Here is a 24,065-nt window from a genome sequence, read left to right as displayed (position 1 = left end):
GCTATCTTAAACATATTACTAAGGTAATGAATTAATTAATTACAGGGGAAAAATATTATGGGTGCTATGCTCGATCTTAAACAATTTCCAATAAAAGCTAATCATTTCGCCAGTTCTATTGGTGTTAAGTTACGCTTTGGTGGAGATAGAATCTATACAGATGGCTCGCTCATCTACATGCCATATCCTACCGTGGAGTTCTACGATTTGTCGCTTGGCTTCTTATGCCATGAGTCATCTCATATCAAAAGAACGAACTTCAAAGCGATTGAGGGATTTTGTAAAAAATGGCGAAACCCAACTTTTGCAAAATGGATCTGGAACGTCTTAGAAGATGTACGAATTGAACGCCTATTTCTTTGCGATTTCTCAGGAACCAGAGCTTACTTCGAAGAAGTAGCTAAGTTTCTTGTAAAGAACAGCATCGATAAGAACGGCCTCTCAATCACAACCCTTGATGGTTATATTTACTTCTACGTACGTGGACACTTGAGTAACTATCGTGCTATGCGCGAAAAGGTAGAAGAGTGCTGGAAGTATTCAGAAACATTGGATTCAGAGTTTGTTCAAAAGTTGAATGAAATACTAGATAAAGCAAACGTCTGCGATTCATCTAAGGAAATCTTCGACCTTTCTGAAGAATTATTGGAGTTTCTAGGTGCTGAGAAGATCGATCTTGAGCAACAACCTAGAAGTGAAAATAATGAACACCCCTCAGACAACGATTCCAGTCCTGATCCAGAAAACAAAGACGGAGAATCTGATGAGGGAACCTCGGGTAAGAGTTCGCAAGGTGAGGAAACTGAATCAAGCGTTACTTCAACAGGCTCAGCGACAGATGCCTCAGAGTCTCAGGATGGTGACGAAACTGATGAGGGAACCTCGGGTAAGAGTTCGCAAAATGAGGAAACTAAAGCTAGCGGGGCTTCAACAGGCTCAGCGAAAGATTCCTCAGAGTCTCAGGATGGTGACGGATCTGATGAGGGAACCTCGGGTAAAAGCTCGCAAGATGGGGGAACCGAATCAAATGCAGGGTCAGGCTCCAAGTCTGAAAGTGATAATAACGGTAATGATGATGAAGAGCATTCTGAATCTGAACAACCAGTTAACTCAAGAAAAGAGAAGACCCAAAAAGCTATTGAGGAAATTTTGAATTTGGATGACGAAACCGATGAAAGCGTACCTTCAGGTGAGCTAGGCGACATCATCAAAAAATTTCTACAGGCTAAAGATGCAATTGATAAGGTGTCTGAGTTACAGCACAAGAACGAATGCGTTCTTGAACCAGAAGTTACTGTGCAACCGGATGTAGACCCCGCAGAACTGATCAGTGAATCGGCAATTGCTACTGGTGGCTTAAAACGTAAGATTGAATCGATTATTGCCTCTTTAACACAATGCAAAAAAAACATTGGTCGAAAAGGTAGAAAGATTTCTCCAAAACGTTACATGACGCAGGTACCTCGAGGTAACTTGTCAGTCATGATAAATAAGACGCAACCAAAGCTTAAACCACAAGCTTCAGTATGCATTCTTATTGATGACTCTGGTTCAATTGGAAGTAACTTATGTCATGTTCAGCGTTCGGCGTGGACGTTGTTTGATGTCTTAAATGGTATTCAAGGCGTTGACACTTCGGGGTATGTGTTTGGGTCCGTTCTTGCCAAAGGCTTTAACCAAGGTACTCACTCAGGAGTTACCATTGTTAAAGATTGGTACGAGCCAGTAAAACTGGCAGCGGGGCGTATACAAGCGTGTTCTGCTAATGGTCACAGCACTCCATTGTATCCAGCACTAGAAGGTGCTGAACGTAGCTTTATGTTTAGTCCTCCTAAGAAAGAAAAAATCTTGATTGTTCTTACTGACGGGGCACCAGACAACTTAGATGCGTGTAAAACTAAAATAAGTGAATTGAAACAGAAAGATATAAGAGTGATAGGAATTGGAATTGGGTCCGGCGTTGATAAGCGGTTTATGCAAACTCAATATGGCGATGACTACATCCATGTTCCAACATTTGAAGATTTACCTGTTGAAATCCTTAACTTAGCTAACAATATTATAACCAAGTAAAAAGTGCTCTCTACCATATGGTAGAGAGGCTTTCATAAAAATATTTCGATAAAGATATTTTTATGAAAGCAACACCACGGCCTAGCCGTCATACTACTTAGTTATAGGGGAAAAATAATGAGAAACATGAAAAAAAGAGACTTCAAGAAAGAATTGGAGTTACTAAAAAAAGATATAGTCAATTATGGTTGGGAGAATGTACTTGGTGCATTAACACCATTGACTACTGCGGTAACAAAGCTAAAGTCAACAGGCTCAACCAATGGTGATATATGCCCAAAGGTTAGCCATAAAAAGAACACTGACTTTCGACTTGGTAAAAGATGGAGTGAAACTGGTCATTGCGTCTGTTACAACTGTGGAGAGCACTGGGACGGTTTTGAAGTCATCGGAATGTTCAACAATAATGAAGATTTCTCTGGTACGGTAAAGCGTATTAAAGATCTGATTTATGGAGATGATCATCCTTGGATTTATGAAGGAAGTGATGTTGTTCATTACAAGGATAAATCTCGAAAAGTTGAAGTAGTGAAACCTACATACAACTTGAAGCGTGAAAAATCTGATGAAGAGAAACAACAAGAAAAGGCTGAAAGTGATAGAGTGCGTAAAGCCAACAATGATCTCTGGCGAAATGCATTTCCACTTGAACATGAGGTGGGCTTACCTGGTCGCTTATACTTTGAAGGCCGTGGGATTTTCAATTACCACAACCTTGCAGATAATGTCCGTTTGAATCCAAATGTACGGTATTCAACGACCATTGTAAAAAGTGCGAAGAACCCTCAACTTTTCTATGACACTTGCAATTACCTGCGAACTCACCCTTATTTCGTAAGGGAGATTAAACGAGATGATGAGACCATCTGGTTTGATTTGGGTAATCATCCTTGTTTGTTGTTTATGATGCGTAGTCCTTCGGATTACTCACCTAAAACCTTACAACGTATTTATATTACTCATGATGGTAGAAAACTAGACTTCGACCCCCAGTTCGATTTACCAATCAAAAAGCGTATGTCGGCAGACCCTTTAAACTCGGCAACTGGATCTGCTTGTTTATTTGGCCCTGTTGGTGCACCTGTTATTGGTGTGGCTGAAGGTCCAGAAACGACATTGACGATTAGAACAGCATTAGATATGCCAGTGCATAGTACAATCGACGCAAATGGTTTGGGTGAATACGACTGTCGTCTAGGGACGTATACCGTGATTATCTTTGCAGACAAAGATCGTAGCAAAAAGGGTGAAGAAAAAGCGATTGAACTCGCTGAGAGATTAGACTCAGAAAGAGTTAATGTCTACATAGTTCTTCCTCCTTTAGAAATACCTGAAGGTGAGAGTGGAGTAGATTGGAACGACGCATGGAAAGCTCTTGGAATTGACGCATTTCCAGAACATATCCAGCGTTGGGAAGAACTTGCTTAAATCTTCTTAAAAAAAAATCCTCGCACTTGCGAGGATTTTTTATTTATAGTTAATTTGAGCCCTAAAAATAAGCCAAAAAACTGTTTTCAGACTTGCGGGGATAGAAATTCGGTGTAGAGTAACACTCAAGCCAAATCTTTAATCAACTACAGGGGGAAAATATGGCTAATATCGTTCGTTCTTATACTTCACAAGATCTAATTGAACACAAAGAAGGGTTCTTCACGATTCCGGTTTTCGTAAAAGCTCAAGCAGACCAAATCGAACTGGAAAAAACTCAGCCAATTGGCTCTCCTATCGAGGAGGTTATTCAGGTCGATGTATCATTCTCTTACAATGACTATCATCAGATGCACGAAAATGAAGCCTTAACTGTCGCTGAACTTTTTGCCTTGAATTCCGCTGTATCCCATAAATTTTTAAATGTTTTCCAATGTAAGGGTGGACCAATTACTCAAGGTGTGACTTTAGAGGTTTCTCAAGATCTAACTCGTGCGTTGGTACAGGATGAGCTCAATTTAGGAAGCGAATTTACGGCAACTTTCCAAGTTCTTACAGCAATGGGGATGCTTTACTTCCTTTTATCTCGAGCGCAACTTGCAAGTACAGAATCGCTACAATGGTACCGCGACTTCATTGAATCAGGCTCGCAACCTTATCAGATTTACCCTATCGATCAGAAGTCCATTGCATCAAGCATTAAGGTCAATAAACTTGGTGAGACGTTCTTACCTACGCGAAAAGCATTGGCTGATTTACTTACACTACCACATAATATTGAACGTGGATGGCTGATCGGTCGTCCCTTGAATTCAATCCAAGGTATTATTTACGACAAGGACTTCGCGATTGCTCGTAAAGACGGGCGATTCACAAATCACGCTTCACTTGGTAGAAATGGCGAGAACAAAGAAAACGTAACCTACGTAAATCACAAACTACGTGCTGCTCTAAAATGCGTTCGAGAAACGATAGATCGTGAAGATGTGTTACTAATCGTAGATGTACAACCACACTATGGGCACAACACAAAATTAAAATATGAAGCGCAAGGTTTACTTGATATTCGAAAACGTCGCCAATTATTCAGCTCACTCTACAAGAAAGAAAAAGGTCTTGCTTAAGCACCTTACCGAATAGATAGCCGCTCGAAAGAGCGGTTTTTTTTGTTTCAGACACAATGTGTGACGATACATGTAAAAATGTTCTCATAAAAATGTGACAACATAGATGTAATGCAATTTGTGGGGTTTATAAATCAAGCCAAAGGGAATAATCTCAACCAAAATCTAGTGCGCGAAGTAGTTATAAAAAATGGAGGCATGTTTTGGTTAATCTACCGTCTAACGCAAACTTGACAGAGATCTCTCTAATCCGTTTGCAGTCAATTCAAGTAAGAAAGCGAAATATTGATCTATCGTGCTTACCATTTGACTTTGAGCATCTTTATAAAATAACTGAATCGCTGCACAAGAATGGAAACGCGACATCAGCTCTACAAGAAATCCACAAAGAAATGAATCAAGTTCAATTTGAATCTAGGAATGGAGTTAGGGTCGCATGAAAAGGATTGCTTTTTTCAATTTCCAAAACCATCTCGATAGAAAAGTGTCGGTTGATTTTGTTGAAATCGATAGATTAAAACTAATAGGTACCTCTGTGGCTGGGTATGTTGCAATGGGTTTTAGTGAACAAACCGCAGAAATACTTTTTGACCCACGAAGTGAAGATGTAATTCCTGAAGCTCTCAGTGCGATACATCAGACATCTGATAACAGTATTTTTAAAAGCCCAAGTGCTTTAGAGGGGTTTGAGAAAGCTCTATCGATCAAGTTCGACGAATTTTCAATGGTTCTTGATGCAATTGCATTGAGAGCAAACAATGAGTTGTTGAAAAAACATCATCCGTTATTACTTGGTAATGTGAAAAAGACCACGGAGATCCGAAAGAAACATGAATTCTACATTCAAGCAAAAATCGTAGAGCAATTGCGCCTAAAACGTACTCTCTACAAAGAGTTCAAGCCAAGTGACTCCGAAATCGAAAAAATGTCGAGGTTAAACCATCGTAAAACTCAACACCTAACTTTTTATGAAAAAGTGAGAGTGGAAGAGGCAATTCAAGAAGGATTAAAACAATCTCTTGTCGGCATAAAACTTCATCTCTTTTGTGCGAGAAAATGCGGTCTTTTTATCAATCAGTTTTCATGCCTTATTGAAAATCGTACCGAGCAGTTTTAAAGCCAGAAAGCGCACCATAAAACCTGAAAAAAATACCTTCTGTCGGGGCATAAAGTAATTAACGAAAAAAGCTGAGACAGAAATCTATGAGAACAATTTTGCTAAGCATTTTTATTTTGTTTAGTAAGGCCGCATTAGCAAGCGGTTCTGATTTTCAGATCCCGCCTTATTACCATCAGCTAGCACAAAAATATGGTGTACCTAGTTCTGTTGTCTTTAGTTTAGCTTTGACTGAAACAAACACCAAAATGAATGATGGGTCTGCATTACCTTGGCCTTTTGTTATCAACCGTAAAGGTAAGGCTACTTACTTTCTGACATATGAAGAAATGATTGCTCATGCAAACTCTCTATTGGCTATGGGTATAGAAAATTTTGATGTCGGTCTATTTCAAGTGAATTGGTATTGGGTTGGAAGGCATGAGGTTGATTCGGTAGAAACGCTTGGCGAACCGACAAGCAATGGTGATGTGGCGCTGAAAACTATCTTGAAATACAAGACGCCTACGAATAGTTGGTCTGATGCAGCAGGAAAATACCATAACCCCAACAACAATAATGGATTGGGAGATGTATACGCAGCGAAATTTGAAGTGCACCTGAGGCGAATCCAGAACCTCATATTCGGGGGGGATGCTTGATGCTAAGACCTTCTTACATCGAACGTAAAGCATTTAAAAGGTTAGAAGGTGAGCCTTTGATAGTTAGTGTTAGTGGTATTTACCACATTGGCTTTCGGCAGAAGAAAGACATTCGAATTGAAGCTACTTTAGATTCTGGATTATTGATACCCACACCTTATAGCTTAAATGAAGCGACAGAATATTTTCAATTAATTACCGGAGTCCAGAAGTACCGGATCGTCGATAGTGAAGCTATCAATTGGATGCAAAGAGCGAAGGGTATCTCCCTTGTCCACCGCATATTTAGCAAGTTATTAACTCGTTTATAGAAAGATTATGTATAGAGCCAAATGTTTATTATCGATAGCTGTAGCAAGCACATTAATGGGTTGTGCTACCGCCCCTGAGTCTGAGGTGGTTGAACTTAGAGAGTACAAAGTGCCTAAAGATAATCAGATCCAACTTGTTGCATCAGACCTTGCTGTTGAACTTGGAGTCGCCGGTATTGAGTGGAATGAAAACTTAAAGCCTTGGGATTATCGAACCTTACGTACTAGGTCAATCTACATTCCAGAAAAAGACCCACAAGCTGCATATCTTGAACTCTTCAAAGATACAGGTTTGCTTCCGTTTTATAGAGAAGATATGAACCGAATCTTTGTCGAACCCTACTCAACTAGAATCAAGGTTACGACTAAATTCGAACCCGCATTTGACAGGGCAAGTCAAAGCGCGATGGAGATTGGAGAGAAAAAACTTAACCAAGATAAAGCAAACGGTGTTATCAAAGATTTTCCAATCTACAAGGGCGAGTCTGTCCAAGATACTTTGAATGCATGGGCATATGATGCTGGGTACTCCAATATTGTTTGGTACATCAAACAGGACGCACAGATAAAAGCTTTGAATAGAAAACATCGAGCTACCTCTTCTCTACTCGAACGCTCTCCAATCTTAGCGATAAAAGCATTATTGGAAAATGTTAATACACACGTATTAGGGACCGATATTCAGTACCGTCTTTTCCCTCAAGAAAACACAATTGCATTCCATTCGTATTCCAAAGATGAACCTTTGTTTACATTCGATGTTGAGGCCACAGACACTAAAAGAAACCTTCAACGTTTGGCCGACCAATATGGTGTAGAGCTTGTATATGAAGCGCCAATTTATCGAATTAAAGAAGGGTACAGAACGATCATTTCTTCAAGACTCATGGATTCAGTTAAGCACATTTCAACGGGATATCCCCTGACGTTTAACTACAAATCGAGTGTAAATACACTTTATGTAGGACCTAAGATTAATGAATAAAAGCAAACAACTAAAATCACTATTAAGCGCCAGTGTTACTGTTGCACTACTTTCTGGGTGTGTCACTACAACAAAATCTAAAGATGTACCAGAAAATCTATACAGCATGAATCAACCAGCGGTTGATGACCTCGTTGTGCTATCTACAGAATACAAAACCGGTCCAAGTAAGGTCGACATCGATGCTCTGTCTGATATCGAACCTGTGGATTTGAATGAAAGTACACTTGATAAGAAAGAAGACGAACCTCATTTCAAAATTACTAGTGCGCCACCACAAACCCAAAAGAAACAGAAAAACTCAGCAACGTTTCAAAGTAATACGGGTATAACAAACACTAAATACACATCGGAAAGTGGGAAGCCGGCTCAAGCGACCGCTTACAACTCAAATTCAGCCTCTAAGACGATAGTTAAGTCATCAGAGACAAGAATCCTTCCAATTGAGGCTCCACCAGCTCGTTCAATTGAGGTTGCCGAACCAATACAAGAGAACAACATCATCACCTCAGTAGAGGAGGTCGATGTACACACATACGTAATGATCAAGGGTGAGACGTACAAAGCTGCTTTATATCGTTGGCTTAACGATGAGAATTACAAAAAAATCGGAGAACTGCTCGATGAAGAGCATTCCTGGCGACTATCACAGAAAATCGACCAAGATCATGTAATCACAAGTACCTTTGATAAGGCTATCGACCATATCGTTGAGCAGCTATCTCACAAGGCAATGCCAAAAGAAACGGGAATTCTAGATGCGGGTTTTGAACCACTGGAAAATACCCCACCTGAAGAAAACTTCACTTTGCGTATTGAAGTAGATAAACAAGATAAAACAGCAATAATAACTTCCTCAATTCTACCTGTAACAATGTTTGAGGTTCAGAAGGGTGATTTGCTGACAAATTATTTACGCATTGCACATCACTACAAATGGGAAGCAGATGAAGAGTTTTACTTAACATCAAACTACCCAGTTCCATTTAATTATTTAGTTGTTACTGAAGCAGGAAACTTCCGTTCAGCACTACAAAAATTTCTGAAGCCATACCCAAAAGTTAAAGCTTCTTTATACCATCCTAAACGCCAGATTTTCATTGTTGGAGATAAAGCATAATGACCCCCTTAAAAAAGAAATTACTACTTGCTCTATCGACAATTTTCTTAATGCAGGGCTGTACTGCGGTAAAATACAAGGAGTTCGAAAAGGCCGCTCAAGAGAAAAGGGATTACATTCATAGTGCTGAAGAAGCATACAAATACCGCCAAGTAAGGGATGTTGAAACGCCACCAATCAATGTTGAAGCGATTGTTAAAGAGAGCCCAATTTCATGGCTAGATGATGAACAAGTTATAACAGCAGATAAAACGCCGTTAAGTATTGTTGTCGACCAAATTACTAAAGGCGTAGTAACTCCTGAGTACGACTTTGACATTGACCCGAACTTAAGAGTTTCATTAAATCATACGGGCACAAAAGAAACGGCCTTAAAAATGCTTGGACTTCAAGCTGATGTCTTCTTCCAGATGACCGAAGATAAGGTCTTTGTCCGTCGCTACGTATCTGAGACCTTCACGTTACCTGCAATCTCGGGTGAAATGTCTTACCAAATCGGCTCTGATGGTGGGACAACAACGGGTAATACCCAAGCTATGGAAGGTAGCATCTCAACTACCGGCGGGGACGATGGACAATTCAGTAAGGCAGGATACCAAGATTACAACCTGACCACTCAAATTACAGATGGCATAAAAGCAATTATTGCTGATCCGGTAGCGAATGATGATAGCACCTTGATTGGCTCTGTATCTGAGATTAAAGGGATGTCATCAATTGTAGTACGAACCACTCCATCACTAATGGAAAATGTACGAACATTTGTGAATAAAGCTTTTGACCAGATGTCAGAAGAGGTTGTTCTAAAAGTTGAAGTCATTGAATGGCAATTGGAAGAGGGAAGTGAATTCGGTCTTGAAGCATCGTTATCAAAGTTAACTGGCGATAGTTATCTTAACTTAATCTCAACAGCGCCGAGTTTGAGCGAAAGTAATGGAACCGGAATTGGATTTACTGGTGGTGGTGATTGGGAAGGTTCTACAGCCCTACTTAAAATGATGAGTAAATACGGTGAAGTTTCAGTTACAACAGAGCAGACAATCAAAGCTCTAAACCAGAAGTCACAAGAAGTCGACTTATCAGATATTCGTTCTTACGTGTCTCGAACATCAACAATATATGACGAAGACTCTGTGGGTCCAAAAGTGGAGATTGAAACATCCTCTGTCAGAGATGGTGTGAAAATGCTAGTTATTCCTTCAATCCACGAAAACCATGTTTATTTACGTATCAACGGTACTCTTTCTAAATTTGTCTACTTTGACAAACAAAAGATCTCCGGCGCGGAAGTATCACAACCTCGTACGAGACAATCTCGATTCAATGTTGAAGGTAAGTACGAATACAACAAACCAATCATCGTTACTCAAATGAAACAGGTTGTTGAACAAAGCCAAAAGCAAACAACAGCAGAAGTAATCCCTGGCAATATGGGTGAGCGACGGGTTGTAAACACCTTAGTTCTATTAACGCCAACTCGTAAAATGGAGAAAGGGTAATTGAAAACCAACATTGATATTTCGATTCAGAGGGTAAACTTAAGTCAATCAAAACAGAAAGTTGGTGCAATTAAGAAAACCTTAAGCAACAAGAAGCCTTCTGAAAATGAGTTGTTTGTTGAACGTGATGGGTATCTGATTCGTTATGCTAGTGAATTGCCAACAAGAATTGGTATTGAACCGATGCTTACCGAGATCCGAAATCTCGGCATTATCGTGGCCTCAAGTGGCGACTTCACTGTTGTAGAGGAAAGGCAGGGCACTTGTTGGGTTTTGACCGTTAAAGGGTGGGTTCCCCGTGAATTCAAGCCGGTAGATAAAGATGAGTACGTTGGAAAAGAAGAGCCATTCAAAGGCCTAACTTTTTTATGCGGCTCGGGACCAATTGTAGACCTTGCTGAGTACAATTCTGAATCACTCTTTCAGCTACCAAGTTTTGAGGTACCCAAAAGTTCCTATACCAAAAACTTAAAGCGTATTTTTCAACTAAAAGCACTTGCTGCAAGTATTGCTGGTGGCGTACTCATTGCTGGTTTGTTGATTCACAATTTAAACACTGAAGAAGTGAAGCAGGAAATTCAAAATATTGTAGTCAAGCCGGAAGGTCCAATTACTGTCGACCCTTATGAAAAATTTCGGGCAGAGCAAAGTCAAAGGGTTTCTCTTGCTCGAGCGCTATACGCCTTGCAGCCAATGGCTATCAAATTGAGACCTGAAGCATTACCAAGAAATTGGCAAATGTCTAAGGTAACATTTGTAGGTAATTCATTACGTGGAAATATTACCCCTACAGGGGGAAGCCACATAGGTAAGATTAGAGACGCCAAAAATGTTCTCTTGACCGGACCGAATGGGAAATATATTCACATTGATGGGCAAGCAATAACGATGCATGTGCCCATTAAACCAGATGGTTTAGGTCTAGTAGGGAAAAGAGCGAAATTAGCGGAAGTTCGTGATCCGTTTTTAGATTTCTTAGCAGACCTAGGAGCGACAAGTTTAAAAACATCAAAACCACAAAGATTTGTTAACTTTGAAATACAGAATGGTGAGGTTATGTTGCCTAATGTGGACCTTGATTATGTTGGACTTATAAGCCGCAGAGCGGCTGGGTTGCCAATTTATATAAGCGCACTAGATATGGATTACAACTCCAACAAACTCAATCTAAAGCTAACATTCACTTTTGTAGGACAACGATAAATGGAAAAGAAAACCAAAATTCAACTGTCATGCCTATTTGCTGCCGTAACGGTGATCGTGGCGTTAAAAGTTGGCAATCAGAAACCAGATAGGCGCGTTGATAACATAAGTGAGGCTAATCAAACACAGTCAGTAGTTAAAGAAGACTCACGAACAGATACGGTAATCACAAGTAAAAGCAATGATGCTCAAGGTTCGGTAATTGAAACTCCACTTGACGTACAACCCAAGATTATCATCAAGGAACCAGAAGTCTTAACATTAGAAGAACTTCCGGTTTTAACGGGTAGCGACCTCGACTTCCTTCAATCATTAGCAGAAGATAGAGAACGAGATCGCGAGCTTAAACAAGCTAAGCATATTAAAGAGATTGCTCGCTTAACTTCTGAAACGAGTAAGTACAATGGTGTCAGTGAAGCCGCAAGCAACACTGCTAATGTGCGCGGCATAACGCAAGGTAAAGTACCAGCCACTCTTGTAGCAAAAACCGCAGCACCACAGATTGCTGATACATCGACAGTTGAAAAAGAGAGCAAACAAGAAGAACAAATTCGACAAAGAACGCCACCTCGAGAGTTTTTTGATATTTCCATTAGTTCTTTCTCCTATTCAAATGGTCAATACAATGTGTGGCTACAAAATGGTGACGGAATCTTACCAGTTGACGTAAACGTTCGTTTTGGTCCTCAAATTGTTACGGACATTACCTCAGAATATGTTCGGGTATTGCATGAACCAACTGGTTATGCCCGATTGATCGGAGTAAATACCGGCATTCAAGCTAAACTAAGAGAAAAAGATGAAAAGGTGGCAGAAGAGCCTAAACCAAACAGCGTGGCAGCAATTAAGCTTAGGAAGCTAGCCGAAAAGAACAACTAATAAAAACCCCACACCGGTGGGGTTTTACGTTTTTAGGTGCAAACTTCGGCGATAAATGTCAAATCAATATTAATAATAACCTTCGCCATTTAATATGTGACAATGCATATTACGGAGGTGTTATGGGACACGTTAAACCAGAAATTATAGAAAGGTTACAGGAAGTTGGAGTTGTTGTATTCACGAACAAAGGTGAAATAAAAACTTCTGACCTTCACTCTCCGCACCTAAAGGAGCTATCAGCCATATTCCAAAGTGATAGTGAACTTTTTAACGGTGTGTTTTATGGTGAAGAACCAAAAATAGTTCATGTTACTCAAGAGGAAGTACAACGAGAACTATCACTTCTTGTGCAGAATAACTCATCAAAACTTACCAGAAAGAAAGACGAAACAAAGGTTGGTGATGATTTACGCTCACTTCTTACGACTGCACTAGATAAAAAAGCTTCTGATATTCATGTAATTGTTACTGATACAGAAACTATCTTTAAAGGACGAATAGATGGTGCGTTAACTCAGTTAATCCCAAACAAGAGCAGGGAGTATGGCGAGAATATTCTCAGCTATGCCTTTATGCGAATGGGTCAAACTACGGGATACAGCTTAAAATCCGATCTAGATGCTACTTTTTCTTTACCACTTACCAAGAATGATGATGTTCAACATGATTATGATTGGCGTATATCTCAACTCAATACTGTAGATGGCTCGAAAGCGACCATTCGTAACTTGGATAGCCCAGATGCCAGTAACACTCCTTCATTAGATGACTTGGGGTTAACTGAAGGGCATAAAAAATACGTAGAAGAAACACTGATGGCAAACCAGGGGGCATTTTTCTTAAGCGGCCCAACTGGCTCTGGTAAAACTACAACTATATGTTCTGCAATACTTTGGGCTGCGACTGATGAAAGCAGGCTCTTTCATACACTTGAAGACCCAGTCGAATGGAACTTAGCACCAGAGAACGTAATACAAACAAGTGTAAACCCAACTGCAAGAATCTCTGAAGACGTAGCAGGCTTTAAGGACTTTGCGTACTTTGGTAAAAAATTGCTTCGAAACGATACTGACGTCGTATTCATTGGTGAAATACGAGATCACCAAGTAGCTAAAACTGCGTTACGTATGGCAAATACAGGTCAAATTGCGATTGCTACGTTGCACTGTAACTCTGCGTTAGACATTGTAGGTGAATTGATGCAACAGATGGACATCAATCCCGCACTTCTAGGTTCAAAAGGTGTTATTAGTGCATTGGCACATCAACGCCTAGTGAGAAAAATTTGTCCCACTTGTCACCTATCATACAAATATGTTGAAGACCATTACAGCGACCTTGAAGATTCGTTACAAGAAGCTTTCACTAAGGTGAACACGCTGATAGAAAATGAAATAAATAATGGTAGACGATTTAAAAATGATGAACCTTCGAAAATGATCGAAAGAGTTAAACGGGTTAAATCGAACATTAAATTTAAAAACAGTAAAGGGTGCCAACACTGCATTAAAGGCGAGAAAGGTCGAACAGCTTTATTTGAAATGGTACTGCTTGACGATTATGCGCGTGACTGCATTAAAAAGTCTGATTTAGCAGCGTGGGAAAGAGACTTAAAAGAAAGAAACTGGCCGTCGATTAAAGATCATGGTGTTCAAAAAATCTTTAGCGGTATCGCAGATATACGTTCAGTAGAAAGGGAACTCTCAAATCTGAACAAAAAACCAATTGACGAAATGTTCGATGAGATGTGGGGAGAGTTCTAATGGGACGATTTTCACAATATATGTTCACCAGTAGTGAGCAGATAGACCTTTTAACAGATTTAAGTCAACTATTAAAATATGGCGATTCGCCTCAAGTGATCGTCGATGACTTCAAGAGATTTGGGAATGCTACTGAAAAGCTAATTGCTCAAGATATTGAGCAAAGTATGGCTAATGGTAAAAACATTGCGGATGGCCTAAAAGGGTGGATACCAAAAGTTCCACTTCAAGCGATTGTCGTTGGTGAGAAGGCAGGTGAGTTAGCGAAAGGCTGTGAACTCGCTCGAGACTCAATCAAGGCGTCAACACAAGCAGCAAAGTCATTTAAAAAAGAGATGTTCCAACCGGTTGTTCTAATTACAGGGTCATGTGCTCTAGTGGCCGTCATCGCAAGTTTTGTATTTCCGCAATTAGAAGAAATGATGCCAATAAACCGATGGCCGGCTATTTCTCAGTATGCCCGTGAAGTAGGGTTACACTTTGCTCAATTCAAGGCATTATATTTAAGCATACTCATTGTATTTCCAATTATTATTCGACTGTTACTGGTATATATGACTGGCTCATTACGGTCTGCTTTAGATGAATTACCCATTTTCAAGCAATATAGCTTGTTGGTCTCTTGTCAAATGCTTCTATCAGTATCGCAACTATTAAAGGCGAATGTGGGTATTGATGAAGCAATAAGAATAGTTAGGGAAACTGCTAACCCTTACCTTAAATCCCATTTAGATGTTGTTGTCCAGAAACTTACTGAATCCAATCAGGGTGGTAACATCGGTAGCCTATTCAATACTGGACTACTTAATAAAAGGGTCCAATCACGTATAGGGCGAGTGAACAATCAGGCGATTAAAACTTCAACGCTATTGGAACGAGCGGCCAATGAACACGGAGTTCTTTATGAGGCCTCAACTCTCAAAACAACCAACTACTTTTCAGGTATCGCTAAGATCATTGCTGTCATGATTATGATGCTTGTTTTCGGTGGTGTCTTCTTGCTAGTTTTCAGCATGGCCTCATCGATGGGCGTATAAATAACAATGTAGAAAATGCGAACCCACATGAAAAGGAGATTAAAACCTTGGTATGTGGGTTTTGTTTTTCTGTGACAATGCATTGTTTGGACGCTTATTAGGTGCAAACTTCGGCTATAAAAGTGTTAAAAATTGCTAGTTGTCGTCCAAGAAAATAACATTGGAATACACAGAATGTGTATCTAATTAATTATCTTCCACTTTGAGATGAAACTAATGAAAACAAATCAAATGGCTAACTTGCCACCAGAGGATGGTGACACTGTGCTTAAAGAAACTGTAACGAAACGCGAGTTTACGCCTCGCAATAAGCAATCTGGTTACGCTCTTATTGATAACGGTTTTGCAATCCTAATTTTCCTCCTTGTAGCATATATCATTTTCTTGGCAGTACCGCCGATTATGCATCAATACAAGATGTTTAAGCTCAACTCCCAAATCAGTGAAATTCAAAACGCTGCTCGTAGCTGGAAAGGTCAGAGAACCAACTATACCGGCATTACACATGGCGACTTGTGTACTCGAAACTATCTAACAAACACTTTATGTGGCCCATCAAACGACGCTGTAGCGGCTAACCCGTGGGGCGGAAACTATACGGTAGCTGTAAATACCAATGCATCATTAATTGATATTGCTATTACAGGTATCGATTCGGACTACGTACTACAAGTTGCAGATTCACTTGCACCAATCACAGACGATAACTGTACCTCATCTGATAGCTGTAATACGTTAGATGTTACTGGTACGACAGTTACTCTTACAATGTAGGCGCAACAATGAACAAGCAACGAGGATTTGCGCTTACAGATGTCCAGTTTGGTCTAACCATCTACATATTAGTTACCGTCTTGATAGCATCTAGTACAGCAATGATCGCTTCGAAAATACAAAAGCACAATGAAGCAAAATTTTTCTCAGAAGTTGTTTTTGATGCAATGGAAACGTTCTATTGGAACGAATACTCGCAGCAAAGCTTAAACACTCGTTGCCTTTCAACTTCGACAATAAACCCAACTCTTACTGATTTAGAAAGTTACTTACCGCAACACGTAACAGAAGATGGTTGGCTAAGTGTATCGACCGCGAGATTTCGATTTATTCGACTCGCAAATACAGCTCGAACACAATTAGCTATGGAAATTGAGGTGGATTTGATAGGCGAGAGCTCATCTGACTATTTGACAGTCAATGGTGTGTATTCAGCTCCCGATTCAGACACCATAATTTTTAGAAAAGAAATGCCATTTGAAGCCTCGAACTCGATTATCGTAAACCTCGACTCGAATGGATGTACCTCATGATAAAAACAAAAGTAAATAACAAAGGCTTCGCACTATTCGAAACGATGATCGCCATGACGGTAGTTATGATGATGATGACCTCATGGGTTCTCCTCGAAGGGATTAAAGCAAAGAATGAAACTGCAAAAACAGCGAGAAGCAGAATTGAAGTAGTAATTAATAAGCTCCAACAATATTACATGGACCAAATGTTAGTTACTGGACTAAATGCTACAGATATAAACAATTACCCCTCTTCGATGAGCCAACTACAATCCGCCGGCTATATACCAACTTGTTCTGGTACAGACCAAGCAAATGGTCTCTGTGTAGATAGCACTGTACTACCTTGGGGGACAGGAAGCGGTGAAGAAATTACGATTTCTAGAAGGTTAGATGCTCAAGGGTACCCACAAGCTGTAATTAGCTTCGACCTATCTACAGAAAGTCGTGAGGATATGCGCAGAAGGTTTCGCTCACAACTTAGCAGACTTTTTGGCTATCTAGAAAACGCATCAGGTCAAGTAACTTATGCGATCGACAGACCATCTCAAGCTCTAATGATGGATGGTTTCGTATCTAGGGACGGTGATAGAGATATGACAGGAACCGATTGGGATTATGGTGGTACAGCTACATTAGATAATGTTGTTGACGTTAGTTATACCGGCATTACCGATCGTACTGCAATTACTGGTTTGCTAAAGAATGGTTCCAAAATCGTTACAAGTAGCGCGGGCGTTCCAGTTTCTAAGCCAACTTGCCCATCTGGCTACACACCAACAATTACAACATATTTAGTAGGTATTGGTTACGACACTGAATACACCGAAGTCGGTAACGTTGACACCTGGTATACCGATAGTGGTTCTTCAACTTGGACTGTTTTCCTACGATTTGCGGCACTAGACCTAACACATAGCGCAAGTGTCCGTACTTGGCACCATCGTGGCTCTGTAGGCTACTTCACATGGTGTGATTTATAAAATGAGCCTTATAAATGAACAATCAAATAGAACAACAAAACATTGAGCAATTAAGACAACAAGTAGAAGGGGAAAAGCGTAAAGAGCAACGCTTATTATTGGAAAAGGAACACTTCGCTAATCTTTCAAGAGAAAGGTTGTTTGCCTTCTTCAAAGGAAAAGACTTTAGGGTTCTAGATATTAGCCCTAATGGGGCATGTTTAGAAACTGATGATATATGGAATGGTTATATTGGAGAGTTAGTTTATGTGAGTTTCATTTCCTTGCCGATCAGCTTGAAAAAACCAGCCACTCTTCAATGGATTACGCCAACGTTAAGTGATGGAAAGCGAAAACTTGGAATTCAACTAAAGAACCCATTAACGAAAGAAGAATTACAGCTATTTCTATGACTAACTTCGCCACACAAGAGATCGAAACATCGAACGAAATGCAACTATACCGAGATGACCCTAAAGGCTTTATTGAAGAATATCGTTGTATCGTATTTTGGTGTCTTGAAGAAGTATCTAGTTGGAGGTCAAATTCTTATGAGGATTTAGAAAGCATTGCAAATCTTGAGTTAATAGAAGCTGTTCATAGGTTTGATCCGCGAAAAGGTGTGAAATTTCAGACATACGCATCAAAAAGAATTATCAAATCACTAATAGCTAACTTCAGCAAAGAGAAGCTAGTAACAGTTGATAAAAACATGGCTCAGCTTGCTAGGGGCTACAATAAGTATAAAGAAATTGAAGGTGGAAGTATTGAAGAATACTGCGCCAAATTTGAACTCACCCACCACACAGGAACATGCCTCAAGTGGTTAGTACAAGTTCTATATCATCATGGTTCTCAACTTGAATGGAACGATGAAATTGATACATCTGGTGACGCCGACACAGAACTTATAAAAGAAGTTGAAAGAGATGGAGTCATTGAGATCGTCAATGAATCAATAAGTCATTTAAGTGATAAAGAACAAGAAGTAGCTAAAGCGTACTTCCGCTCAATAGAAAATGACACAACATTAAAAACAGAACTGCAATCATGTGACCAAAGTGTTCTAGGTCTCAGCGACACAATGATTTATAGGCTTCGATCAAATGTTTGCAGACACATTAGGGAGTGTTTTGAAATGAAGAATATTAACATTGGTCAATTAATGTAACTTGGATAATCACTAATGAAGAAATTAAATACAATATATGCACTTGTTTTGGCCGCTGTAATATCAGGGTGCTCAACGTTTTCAGAACAACCGAGATATGAACCAAGTAATTCATTAACCGCCCCTCGCTTTACTAAAATAAAGATGCAGGATGCCCCTTTAAAATTAACGGTTGTTGACTCACGAAACTATAAATTTGTAGCGCAAATTGATGACGAAGCTGAAGAACATTTACTCATAATGGAATCCGCAGAGTCGATTGACGAAATGTTTTATGACGTGTTTGAGACAACCTTGTTATCACAAGGATTTACAATCAAAGATGACGATGATGTACCTGAATATAAAGTAGAGATACAGGAATATAATGTATTTGCTGACACTAATGACCTTCTCCGAGCAATGGTGCGGATTGAAATCTCTACCAAAACTTCAGATAAGAGATTTTTCAAAAAAGCATACGTAGGTAAGTCGGCCTACCAAGCAGTAGGAAAGCCCACAGCTTCGGATATTTCTGGGACTATCAATAAAACTGCTCAAAAAGTTGTCGATGAAATTATTAAGGACCCTGAATTAGTAAGGTTCTTAGCTAATAATGTGCAGACAATTTATCCAGAAAAGGCATTTTAATGAACTTTAAACATTTCTTAGCAATCTGGTTCGTTGTTGTTTCATTGCCATCACAAGCAAACGAATTCGTATCACAGAAAATCTCAGATTATGTACATGGAAATACACATGTACAAAGCACCCCAGTAGAGAATCGATTTGTAGATAAATACTTTAATTGTGATTTTTATTTAGTAACAACCAGTAAAGCAATGGGTAGGAGTCCTGAAGTCGCTTTCTATCCAGATCTGGTTGCAATTTTGCCTAATGGAAATGTTTTAACAGCATCACTCCCGAAGAACAACTCAAGACTTCATGAACTAGAAAAATGCTTATCTAAAGAATATGGGTTAACAACTAAAGCAAGTTTCCATGAAGTGAATATGGCACTTGAAGCGTTGTACCCCCAGATGAAAGGACCAAATGATAAAGCATGGTTCACAGTCAATGAAGGGGGTGTAACTTTGATAAATGCATCATATTATCGAGGGAAAAATAGCTTCTTTATAAAAATGCAAAACGGACATCCATCGGAAATACATGCCAAATTTGAAACGGGATATTAAAAATGAAATACAAATTAATCATTGCAAGCTTAGGTTTACTTTTATCAACAAGTTCATACGCTGACCAAGTAAGAGAACATCGCGCTCATCACATTAGTGCTGGTTACTCACAATTGTATATAAGCGATGGTTTAATGGGAGACATGGATGTACCTGGTCTGAATTTATCTTATCTATACCTACCTAACAAATCTGAGTGGGGTATGGGCGCAACAATTGATTACAACAAACAAGACGACTCAGCCGGTAAGTTGAATGTAAAAGATGAGGCCTATAACATTTCGTTAGCAGTAGTTTATCAACCCGATACAGCCCGTTGGTTCAGACTTTACCCAACGGTTGGTTATTCATCTTATGAGCTTAAAACTTCGAGTGCAGTTACTTCGACAACATCAGACACATACAATGGGTTTTCTCTTGGGGCTGGGGTTCAGTTAGCAATACCTCGAACATGGATGCATTTGGATATTAGTGCGAAACACGTATTCATGACTGACGACTTGTTTGATAAATCAAGCATGAATATTATTAGTGTCGGATTAGGCTACCGTTTTTAAGTTTTAATACGGCATACACCTAATTCACAATGCGTTAAGAAACGACGGTATCTAATTAAAAGATTGTTTTCACAAGCTCGCGTTAACTTGTTAATGCGAGTTTCCTACAAGGTCAAAACTACCTGCCAAACAGATATAAGCAAATCTAATCCAAAAACATGTTGATATATAGATCCGCTCTGCTATTGTAATTGGCAGAGCGGATATTCAGACCGCTTGTTTAGCCGATCTTTGGCGAAGACCGCTTCGTGTTATCTGAATTAAAACTTTCACTTACTCAGTATGTTTTTCATTCTAGAGTTCAGTGAGTCGGCCATTGGATTCTGAAAAGTATGGAAGCACATATATGAGCGATCTATCTAACCTTAAATTTCCATCAGGGCGTTCTGCGCAGCAAGTTAAAAAAGATGCGAAACGTCTAAGAAAATCTAAAGACATGACGCTGACCGAAGCGTTGAAACAATGTGCAAGCGAAAACGGTATAGCATTACCTTGGGACAAGGCCGTAGAACAACTAAAGCGACAAGCTGTATCAGCATCCATTTTGGAAGAACAAATCTATTTGGATAGTCATTTCAAACCGTCTAACGATTATTTTGACTTGGTTAACAAGGCTAGAGGCTTTCCACCTAAAGACACTACTTCATCATTGCAAATCAATCTCAGTTTACTCCCTAGCCATGTGTACGAGACCCTATTATGTCATCCAACATATAACCGATTAATAGAACGTTTTATGCAATTCTCTGACTTTAAATTGGAAGTCAAACACCCACATAGAACGGCGCGATACAGGGGCGATGATTGGCACGCTGATTTTAAGTTCGATGGATTTTCGGGTGGAGGTGACAAGCCTTACAATATTGTTTGGCTTGAGTTGAAAGCGTGGCTAATGCAGTTTAGTTCCACTCATAGATTTCATGTTTCTGAGCGAATCGACAAACCATCCTATTCCAAATTAGTGACTCAAACGCATTGGGAATGGACGCCGCTTGATTTCGTCAACCAACTGGATCTCGATGTAGACAGAGCGTTTTACTGCCAAATGGTTAACGCTGAATTGCCATTTGAGAAAGTGCAGTGGCAAAACACCGACCTATCGGAGCTTATGGAAACGCTAGACCATCCTGAGTCCTATCAAGCGACCGCACTTTTTGAATATACGCTTAACGGTGAAGTGGACACGGTATCGAGCCAGAGCCAAGGTTCAGTTCAAGACTGCAATATCCGAATTCGCACCCTTCTGCTTTACACCAGTGCGCTAAACTCGGTGATGCGCCATTACAAGTTAACCGACCCCAATATCCCCATGAAGCTGCGCGATATCAAAATGGCTGAGCAGCTTTTCTTCGGCCATACCTGCACTCGCTAAACTACATTTCGCATGACCGCGAAATAATAGCGGTCATGCGATTTTCCTATCTCACCATATTTCGACCATTGCTGCGAAAATAAGCAAAAATAATGGAAATTAAGACTACTGGTGGTATTATCAAATCGAGCAAACTGCTTGCTTGTGTTCCGAACTTTGGCTTGCCAATTGGCAAAGATCGTATGATCAGCAGACTAAACACCTATCTATTGTTTATCTTTACATCAATGAGTAAGGAGTCGGACGTTGCTTATTGAATAGTGAGGATATACCCCATGCAGACACCTGATAATTTGCTACGTTTCCCTGATGGAAAAGCCGTTTCACAAATCAAGAAAGAAGCAAAGAGACTTAAGAAAACTAGTGACTTATCTCATAGTCAAGTTCTTAGGCAATTAGCCAAGGATTCAGGCATTGACCTACCTTGGGAAAAAGCACTGAAGCAATTAAGAAGCTATTGGGATAGTCATTTCGCTGAGTTTATCTTTCAAGAAGAACCAGAGTGGGATTTTACCGTGTTAATCGGTGGGTTTGACACTGAGGAAGCAGCTCTAGCTTACGCTAAAGGTGACGGCAGCTTGAGGTGGTCTTATGGCATGTTGATGTTTAGGCATAACGGTGACGACAATTCTGATTGGCGCAAACTCGATGAGCGTGAAATCGTCATCAAACAACAAAAGCCTGAGACATTAGGCAACATGACTGTTTATCCTCAAGACTTCGAGGAAGTAAAATTTAGATCGCACGAATTTCCACAAGTAGTAGGCCGTCAAGTCACCTCATTCGGTAGCCTTGCCTATGGTGTGTCAAAATCCCCTCTAATACAAGAATCGCCATTTGTGGAGAAGGGCAGTAACAATACCGAAAGTTCTAAATACCTAGAAGCCATTGGTCTAGCAACGAGAGCTAAACAATTTGGCCATTCTATCTACAAGATAACCCATAGAGGTTCTAGTGGGCAGCATCATTACATTCATACTTCACTTGAGCCTCGTTTTATAACGTTCATGCTTCATTTCAAAAATGTCTTGCCGACAAAGCAAGAATTGGATCTTAGTGTATCGAGATCGATCTTTGCAATAACCCACGTAGAATCGTTTGATTTACAGAAAGATACACACCTATTCGAACTCTTTAATGGTGTTTCTTGCTTTAGCCTTGATCTTGACTCATTACCTCCAATGGCAGAGAGGGGGGAGTTTGCTGAATTCCAGTGGCGAGTGGTTAGGATCATGTTACAAGTACAAGCTGCGCTAGGTATCGAGATTACTGAAGCACAGCTATGGCTCGACATGCCAAACTTTTCTAAAGTCATAGATAAGTTACAGTCTCAAGGGACGCACTCCGAACTAGTAGAACAGGCTAAGGGTATTTTAGGCCATGATAGAGCCTACTTTAATACTTTAATGGCGAGTTTAATGCCGTCAATGGGGGTTTACAGTTCACTTCTTAAACCTATCACATTATAGCTCGAATTTTGGATTGGTCATTAAACATGGCTTACCTCGAAGTTCCACAGTAGATGTAATGAAAAAGGTTCTGGATGGTCAAGTCCCTGACCTGCGAGTGAATAGCGAAAATCCGTTTTTATTGTCATCTGTTGGGTTACTTTTTAACCTAAGAAAAATAGGTTGAAGTATACTCAACCTGTTGATGTGACGGTTAAACCGTTATACAGTGATTACAGTTAATCAAATAAATTAAATGCAAAAGAAGCGAACTAACCAAGTGGATAATTGAAAATGAAAATTTCGTTTATTGCTCTCCTAATAGCCCTGTTTAGTAGCAAGGTTTTATCTGGTGAACTGCCGCCATCTACTAAAGATTTATTGCTAGACCGAATAGCGAAACTTGAGAGGAATGTTATTGGTCAACAAGTAGATTATTACGACATAGATGAAGTGGTAGTTTCCCTAAAGTCACATAGAGAATACTTACTGTTCTGCGATCATAAATTTGCATCTCGTAAGTGTGCTAGTGCGTTAGAGCACAAGAAAAATTTAGAAGCAGCATTGCAATCCCACCTTGATCTACAAATTGACATTTCTGAGATGTGGTCGTTAAAAAATCCACTGGATAAGCCGCAATAATGGTATAGGAAAAACCTTTATGAGTATTAAGCAAGAAACAGACGAAGTATTTAAAGGTGGATGGGTCGGCTTCCATGATTTAATAGTTGACCTAGTGGACCAGCAAGCAACCGAAGAACAGGCCAAGGTTATTTTTGAAATGTTACCAGGTTATCGTCAAGAGGAAGCTCGTGATTGGGGCATTGAAGATACTGATTTTCTCACTCAAGCGTACAGCTATTTTGAGAATAATACATCTAAAATAAAAGCAGCTTTAGCTGAATAAT

At 39.8% G+C, this 24,065-nt stretch carries 26 protein-coding genes; all 26 read left to right on the top strand.

Annotated features, from left to right (window positions below; all coding sequences use genetic code 11):
* Positions 1-57 precede the first annotated feature (57 nt).
* The 26 genes from J4N44_RS27890 (at position 58) to J4N44_RS27765 (ending at position 24,064) form a co-directional block, all read left to right on the top strand.
* Positions 58-2,073 (top strand): VWA domain-containing protein, encoded by a 2,016-nt coding sequence (locus J4N44_RS27890; protein WP_069218442.1) that lies wholly within the window; start codon positions 58-60, stop codon positions 2,071-2,073.
* A gap of 117 nt (positions 2,074-2,190) precedes the next feature.
* On the top strand, positions 2,191-3,501 hold the full coding sequence (locus J4N44_RS27885; protein ID WP_081324161.1) for a toprim domain-containing protein: 1,311 nt from the start codon (positions 2,191-2,193) through the stop codon (positions 3,499-3,501).
* Positions 3,502-3,662: 161 nt separating this feature from the next.
* Positions 3,663-4,625, top strand: a complete 963-nt coding sequence (locus tag J4N44_RS27880) for a hypothetical protein (RefSeq protein ID WP_069218444.1) — start codon at positions 3,663-3,665, stop codon at positions 4,623-4,625.
* A 436-nt stretch (positions 4,626-5,061) separates the two neighbouring features.
* Positions 5,062-5,742, top strand: a complete 681-nt coding sequence (locus J4N44_RS27875) for a hypothetical protein (protein WP_069218446.1) — start codon at positions 5,062-5,064, stop codon at positions 5,740-5,742.
* Between the two features lie 86 nt (positions 5,743-5,828).
* Entirely contained in the window at positions 5,829-6,383 is a 555-nt protein-coding gene (locus tag J4N44_RS27870) for a lysozyme family protein (protein WP_069218447.1), read from the top strand.
* Positions 6,383-6,694, top strand: coding sequence for a hypothetical protein (locus J4N44_RS27865; RefSeq protein ID WP_069218448.1), 312 nt, complete (start codon positions 6,383-6,385; stop codon positions 6,692-6,694). Before J4N44_RS27870 ends, J4N44_RS27865 begins: the two co-directional genes overlap by 1 nt.
* A gap of 7 nt (positions 6,695-6,701) precedes the next feature.
* A complete protein-coding gene (locus J4N44_RS27860) occupies positions 6,702-7,679 on the top strand; it encodes a toxin co-regulated pilus biosynthesis Q family protein (RefSeq protein ID WP_252045829.1) in 978 nt (325 codons plus the stop codon).
* On the top strand, positions 7,672-8,799 hold the full coding sequence (locus J4N44_RS27855) for a hypothetical protein (protein WP_069218450.1): 1,128 nt from the start codon (positions 7,672-7,674) through the stop codon (positions 8,797-8,799). The genes J4N44_RS27860 and J4N44_RS27855 overlap by 8 nt, the downstream gene beginning before the upstream one ends.
* Positions 8,799-10,298, top strand: coding sequence for a hypothetical protein (locus J4N44_RS27850; protein WP_252045828.1), 1,500 nt, complete (start codon positions 8,799-8,801; stop codon positions 10,296-10,298). The genes J4N44_RS27855 and J4N44_RS27850 overlap by 1 nt, the downstream gene beginning before the upstream one ends.
* On the top strand, positions 10,299-11,501 hold the full coding sequence (locus J4N44_RS27845) for a hypothetical protein (RefSeq protein ID WP_069218452.1): 1,203 nt from the start codon (positions 10,299-10,301) through the stop codon (positions 11,499-11,501).
* Positions 11,502-12,380: a hypothetical protein gene (locus J4N44_RS27840; protein ID WP_069218453.1), complete on the top strand. Its 879-nt coding sequence runs from the start codon at positions 11,502-11,504 to the stop codon at positions 12,378-12,380. It begins immediately after the preceding gene.
* Positions 12,381-12,502: 122 nt separating this feature from the next.
* Complete coding sequence (locus J4N44_RS27835) at positions 12,503-14,146, top strand: GspE/PulE family protein (RefSeq protein ID WP_069218454.1); 1,644 nt, start codon at positions 12,503-12,505, stop codon at positions 14,144-14,146.
* Positions 14,146-15,183, top strand: a complete 1,038-nt coding sequence (locus tag J4N44_RS27830; protein ID WP_069218455.1) for a type II secretion system F family protein — start codon at positions 14,146-14,148, stop codon at positions 15,181-15,183. The genes J4N44_RS27835 and J4N44_RS27830 overlap by 1 nt, the downstream gene beginning before the upstream one ends.
* Before the next feature lie 216 nt (positions 15,184-15,399).
* Positions 15,400-15,957: a type II secretion system protein gene (locus tag J4N44_RS27825; protein ID WP_069218456.1), complete on the top strand. Its 558-nt coding sequence runs from the start codon at positions 15,400-15,402 to the stop codon at positions 15,955-15,957.
* An 8-nt stretch (positions 15,958-15,965) separates the two neighbouring features.
* Positions 15,966-16,490, top strand: a complete 525-nt coding sequence (locus tag J4N44_RS27820) for a hypothetical protein (protein WP_069218457.1) — start codon at positions 15,966-15,968, stop codon at positions 16,488-16,490.
* Positions 16,487-17,455 (top strand): hypothetical protein, encoded by a 969-nt coding sequence (locus tag J4N44_RS27815; RefSeq protein WP_069218458.1) that lies wholly within the window; start codon positions 16,487-16,489, stop codon positions 17,453-17,455. Before J4N44_RS27820 ends, J4N44_RS27815 begins: the two co-directional genes overlap by 4 nt.
* Before the next feature lie 14 nt (positions 17,456-17,469).
* The gene (locus J4N44_RS27810) at positions 17,470-17,847 is read left to right on the top strand and encodes a PilZ domain-containing protein (RefSeq protein WP_069218459.1); all 378 of its coding nucleotides are present in this window, start codon (positions 17,470-17,472) and stop codon (positions 17,845-17,847) included.
* Positions 17,844-18,605, top strand: coding sequence for a sigma-70 family RNA polymerase sigma factor (locus J4N44_RS27805; RefSeq protein WP_069218460.1), 762 nt, complete (start codon positions 17,844-17,846; stop codon positions 18,603-18,605). The genes J4N44_RS27810 and J4N44_RS27805 overlap by 4 nt, the downstream gene beginning before the upstream one ends.
* A gap of 15 nt (positions 18,606-18,620) precedes the next feature.
* On the top strand, positions 18,621-19,235 hold the full coding sequence (locus tag J4N44_RS27800) for a YajG family lipoprotein (RefSeq protein WP_252045827.1): 615 nt from the start codon (positions 18,621-18,623) through the stop codon (positions 19,233-19,235).
* On the top strand, positions 19,235-19,780 hold the full coding sequence (locus J4N44_RS27795; protein WP_069218462.1) for a hypothetical protein: 546 nt from the start codon (positions 19,235-19,237) through the stop codon (positions 19,778-19,780). Before J4N44_RS27800 ends, J4N44_RS27795 begins: the two co-directional genes overlap by 1 nt.
* Positions 19,781-19,782: 2 nt before the next feature.
* The gene (locus tag J4N44_RS27790; protein WP_069218463.1) at positions 19,783-20,337 is read left to right on the top strand and encodes a porin family protein; all 555 of its coding nucleotides are present in this window, start codon (positions 19,783-19,785) and stop codon (positions 20,335-20,337) included.
* Between the two features lie 346 nt (positions 20,338-20,683).
* Positions 20,684-21,709 (top strand): hypothetical protein, encoded by a 1,026-nt coding sequence (locus tag J4N44_RS27785; protein WP_252045826.1) that lies wholly within the window; start codon positions 20,684-20,686, stop codon positions 21,707-21,709.
* 92 nt (positions 21,710-21,801) lie between these two features.
* A complete protein-coding gene (locus J4N44_RS27780; protein ID WP_171904768.1) occupies positions 21,802-21,966 on the top strand; it encodes a hypothetical protein in 165 nt (54 codons plus the stop codon).
* Positions 21,967-21,984: 18 nt separating this feature from the next.
* A complete protein-coding gene (locus tag J4N44_RS27775; RefSeq protein WP_069218465.1) occupies positions 21,985-23,178 on the top strand; it encodes a hypothetical protein in 1,194 nt (397 codons plus the stop codon).
* A 273-nt stretch (positions 23,179-23,451) separates the two neighbouring features.
* Complete coding sequence (locus J4N44_RS27770) at positions 23,452-23,799, top strand: hypothetical protein (protein ID WP_069218466.1); 348 nt, start codon at positions 23,452-23,454, stop codon at positions 23,797-23,799.
* 19 nt (positions 23,800-23,818) lie between these two features.
* Positions 23,819-24,064, top strand: a complete 246-nt coding sequence (locus J4N44_RS27765; RefSeq protein WP_069218467.1) for a hypothetical protein — start codon at positions 23,819-23,821, stop codon at positions 24,062-24,064.
* Position 24,065 lies beyond the last annotated feature (1 nt).

The organism is Vibrio sp. SCSIO 43155, from assembly GCF_023716605.1.
In the GTDB taxonomy this organism is placed as follows: Bacteria; Pseudomonadota; Gammaproteobacteria; order Enterobacterales; family Vibrionaceae; genus Vibrio; species Vibrio harveyi.
The sequence above is the reverse complement of the archived record's forward strand: the minus strand, read 5'-3'. Positions and strand labels throughout refer to the sequence as shown.

Excerpts from the sequence above, each read along its gene's own strand:
- J4N44_RS27890 (WP_069218442.1), top strand. The coding sequence starts at position 58 with ATGGGTGCTATGCTCGATCTTAAACAATTTCCAATAAAAGCTAATCAT.
- J4N44_RS27885 (WP_081324161.1), top strand. The coding sequence starts at position 2,191 with ATGAGAAACATGAAAAAAAGAGACTTCAAGAAAGAATTGGAGTTACTA.
- J4N44_RS27880 (WP_069218444.1), top strand. The coding sequence starts at position 3,663 with ATGGCTAATATCGTTCGTTCTTATACTTCACAAGATCTAATTGAACAC.
- J4N44_RS27875 (WP_069218446.1), top strand. The coding sequence starts at position 5,062 with ATGAAAAGGATTGCTTTTTTCAATTTCCAAAACCATCTCGATAGAAAA.
- J4N44_RS27870 (WP_069218447.1), top strand. The coding sequence starts at position 5,829 with ATGAGAACAATTTTGCTAAGCATTTTTATTTTGTTTAGTAAGGCCGCA.
- J4N44_RS27865 (WP_069218448.1), top strand. The coding sequence starts at position 6,383 with ATGCTAAGACCTTCTTACATCGAACGTAAAGCATTTAAAAGGTTAGAA.
- J4N44_RS27860 (WP_252045829.1), top strand. The coding sequence starts at position 6,702 with ATGTATAGAGCCAAATGTTTATTATCGATAGCTGTAGCAAGCACATTA.
- J4N44_RS27855 (WP_069218450.1), top strand. The coding sequence starts at position 7,672 with ATGAATAAAAGCAAACAACTAAAATCACTATTAAGCGCCAGTGTTACT.
- J4N44_RS27850 (WP_252045828.1), top strand. The coding sequence starts at position 8,799 with ATGACCCCCTTAAAAAAGAAATTACTACTTGCTCTATCGACAATTTTC.
- J4N44_RS27840 (WP_069218453.1), top strand. The coding sequence starts at position 11,502 with ATGGAAAAGAAAACCAAAATTCAACTGTCATGCCTATTTGCTGCCGTA.
- J4N44_RS27835 (WP_069218454.1), top strand. The coding sequence starts at position 12,503 with ATGGGACACGTTAAACCAGAAATTATAGAAAGGTTACAGGAAGTTGGA.
- J4N44_RS27830 (WP_069218455.1), top strand. The coding sequence starts at position 14,146 with ATGGGACGATTTTCACAATATATGTTCACCAGTAGTGAGCAGATAGAC.
- J4N44_RS27825 (WP_069218456.1), top strand. The coding sequence starts at position 15,400 with ATGAAAACAAATCAAATGGCTAACTTGCCACCAGAGGATGGTGACACT.
- J4N44_RS27820 (WP_069218457.1), top strand. The coding sequence starts at position 15,966 with ATGAACAAGCAACGAGGATTTGCGCTTACAGATGTCCAGTTTGGTCTA.
- J4N44_RS27815 (WP_069218458.1), top strand. The coding sequence starts at position 16,487 with ATGATAAAAACAAAAGTAAATAACAAAGGCTTCGCACTATTCGAAACG.
- J4N44_RS27810 (WP_069218459.1), top strand. The coding sequence starts at position 17,470 with ATGAACAATCAAATAGAACAACAAAACATTGAGCAATTAAGACAACAA.
- J4N44_RS27805 (WP_069218460.1), top strand. The coding sequence starts at position 17,844 with ATGACTAACTTCGCCACACAAGAGATCGAAACATCGAACGAAATGCAA.
- J4N44_RS27800 (WP_252045827.1), top strand. The coding sequence starts at position 18,621 with ATGAAGAAATTAAATACAATATATGCACTTGTTTTGGCCGCTGTAATA.
- J4N44_RS27795 (WP_069218462.1), top strand. The coding sequence starts at position 19,235 with ATGAACTTTAAACATTTCTTAGCAATCTGGTTCGTTGTTGTTTCATTG.
- J4N44_RS27790 (WP_069218463.1), top strand. The coding sequence starts at position 19,783 with ATGAAATACAAATTAATCATTGCAAGCTTAGGTTTACTTTTATCAACA.
- J4N44_RS27785 (WP_252045826.1), top strand. The coding sequence starts at position 20,684 with ATGAGCGATCTATCTAACCTTAAATTTCCATCAGGGCGTTCTGCGCAG.
- J4N44_RS27780 (WP_171904768.1), top strand. The coding sequence starts at position 21,802 with ATGGAAATTAAGACTACTGGTGGTATTATCAAATCGAGCAAACTGCTT.
- J4N44_RS27775 (WP_069218465.1), top strand. The coding sequence starts at position 21,985 with ATGCAGACACCTGATAATTTGCTACGTTTCCCTGATGGAAAAGCCGTT.
- J4N44_RS27770 (WP_069218466.1), top strand. The coding sequence starts at position 23,452 with ATGAAAATTTCGTTTATTGCTCTCCTAATAGCCCTGTTTAGTAGCAAG.
- J4N44_RS27765 (WP_069218467.1), top strand. The coding sequence starts at position 23,819 with ATGAGTATTAAGCAAGAAACAGACGAAGTATTTAAAGGTGGATGGGTC.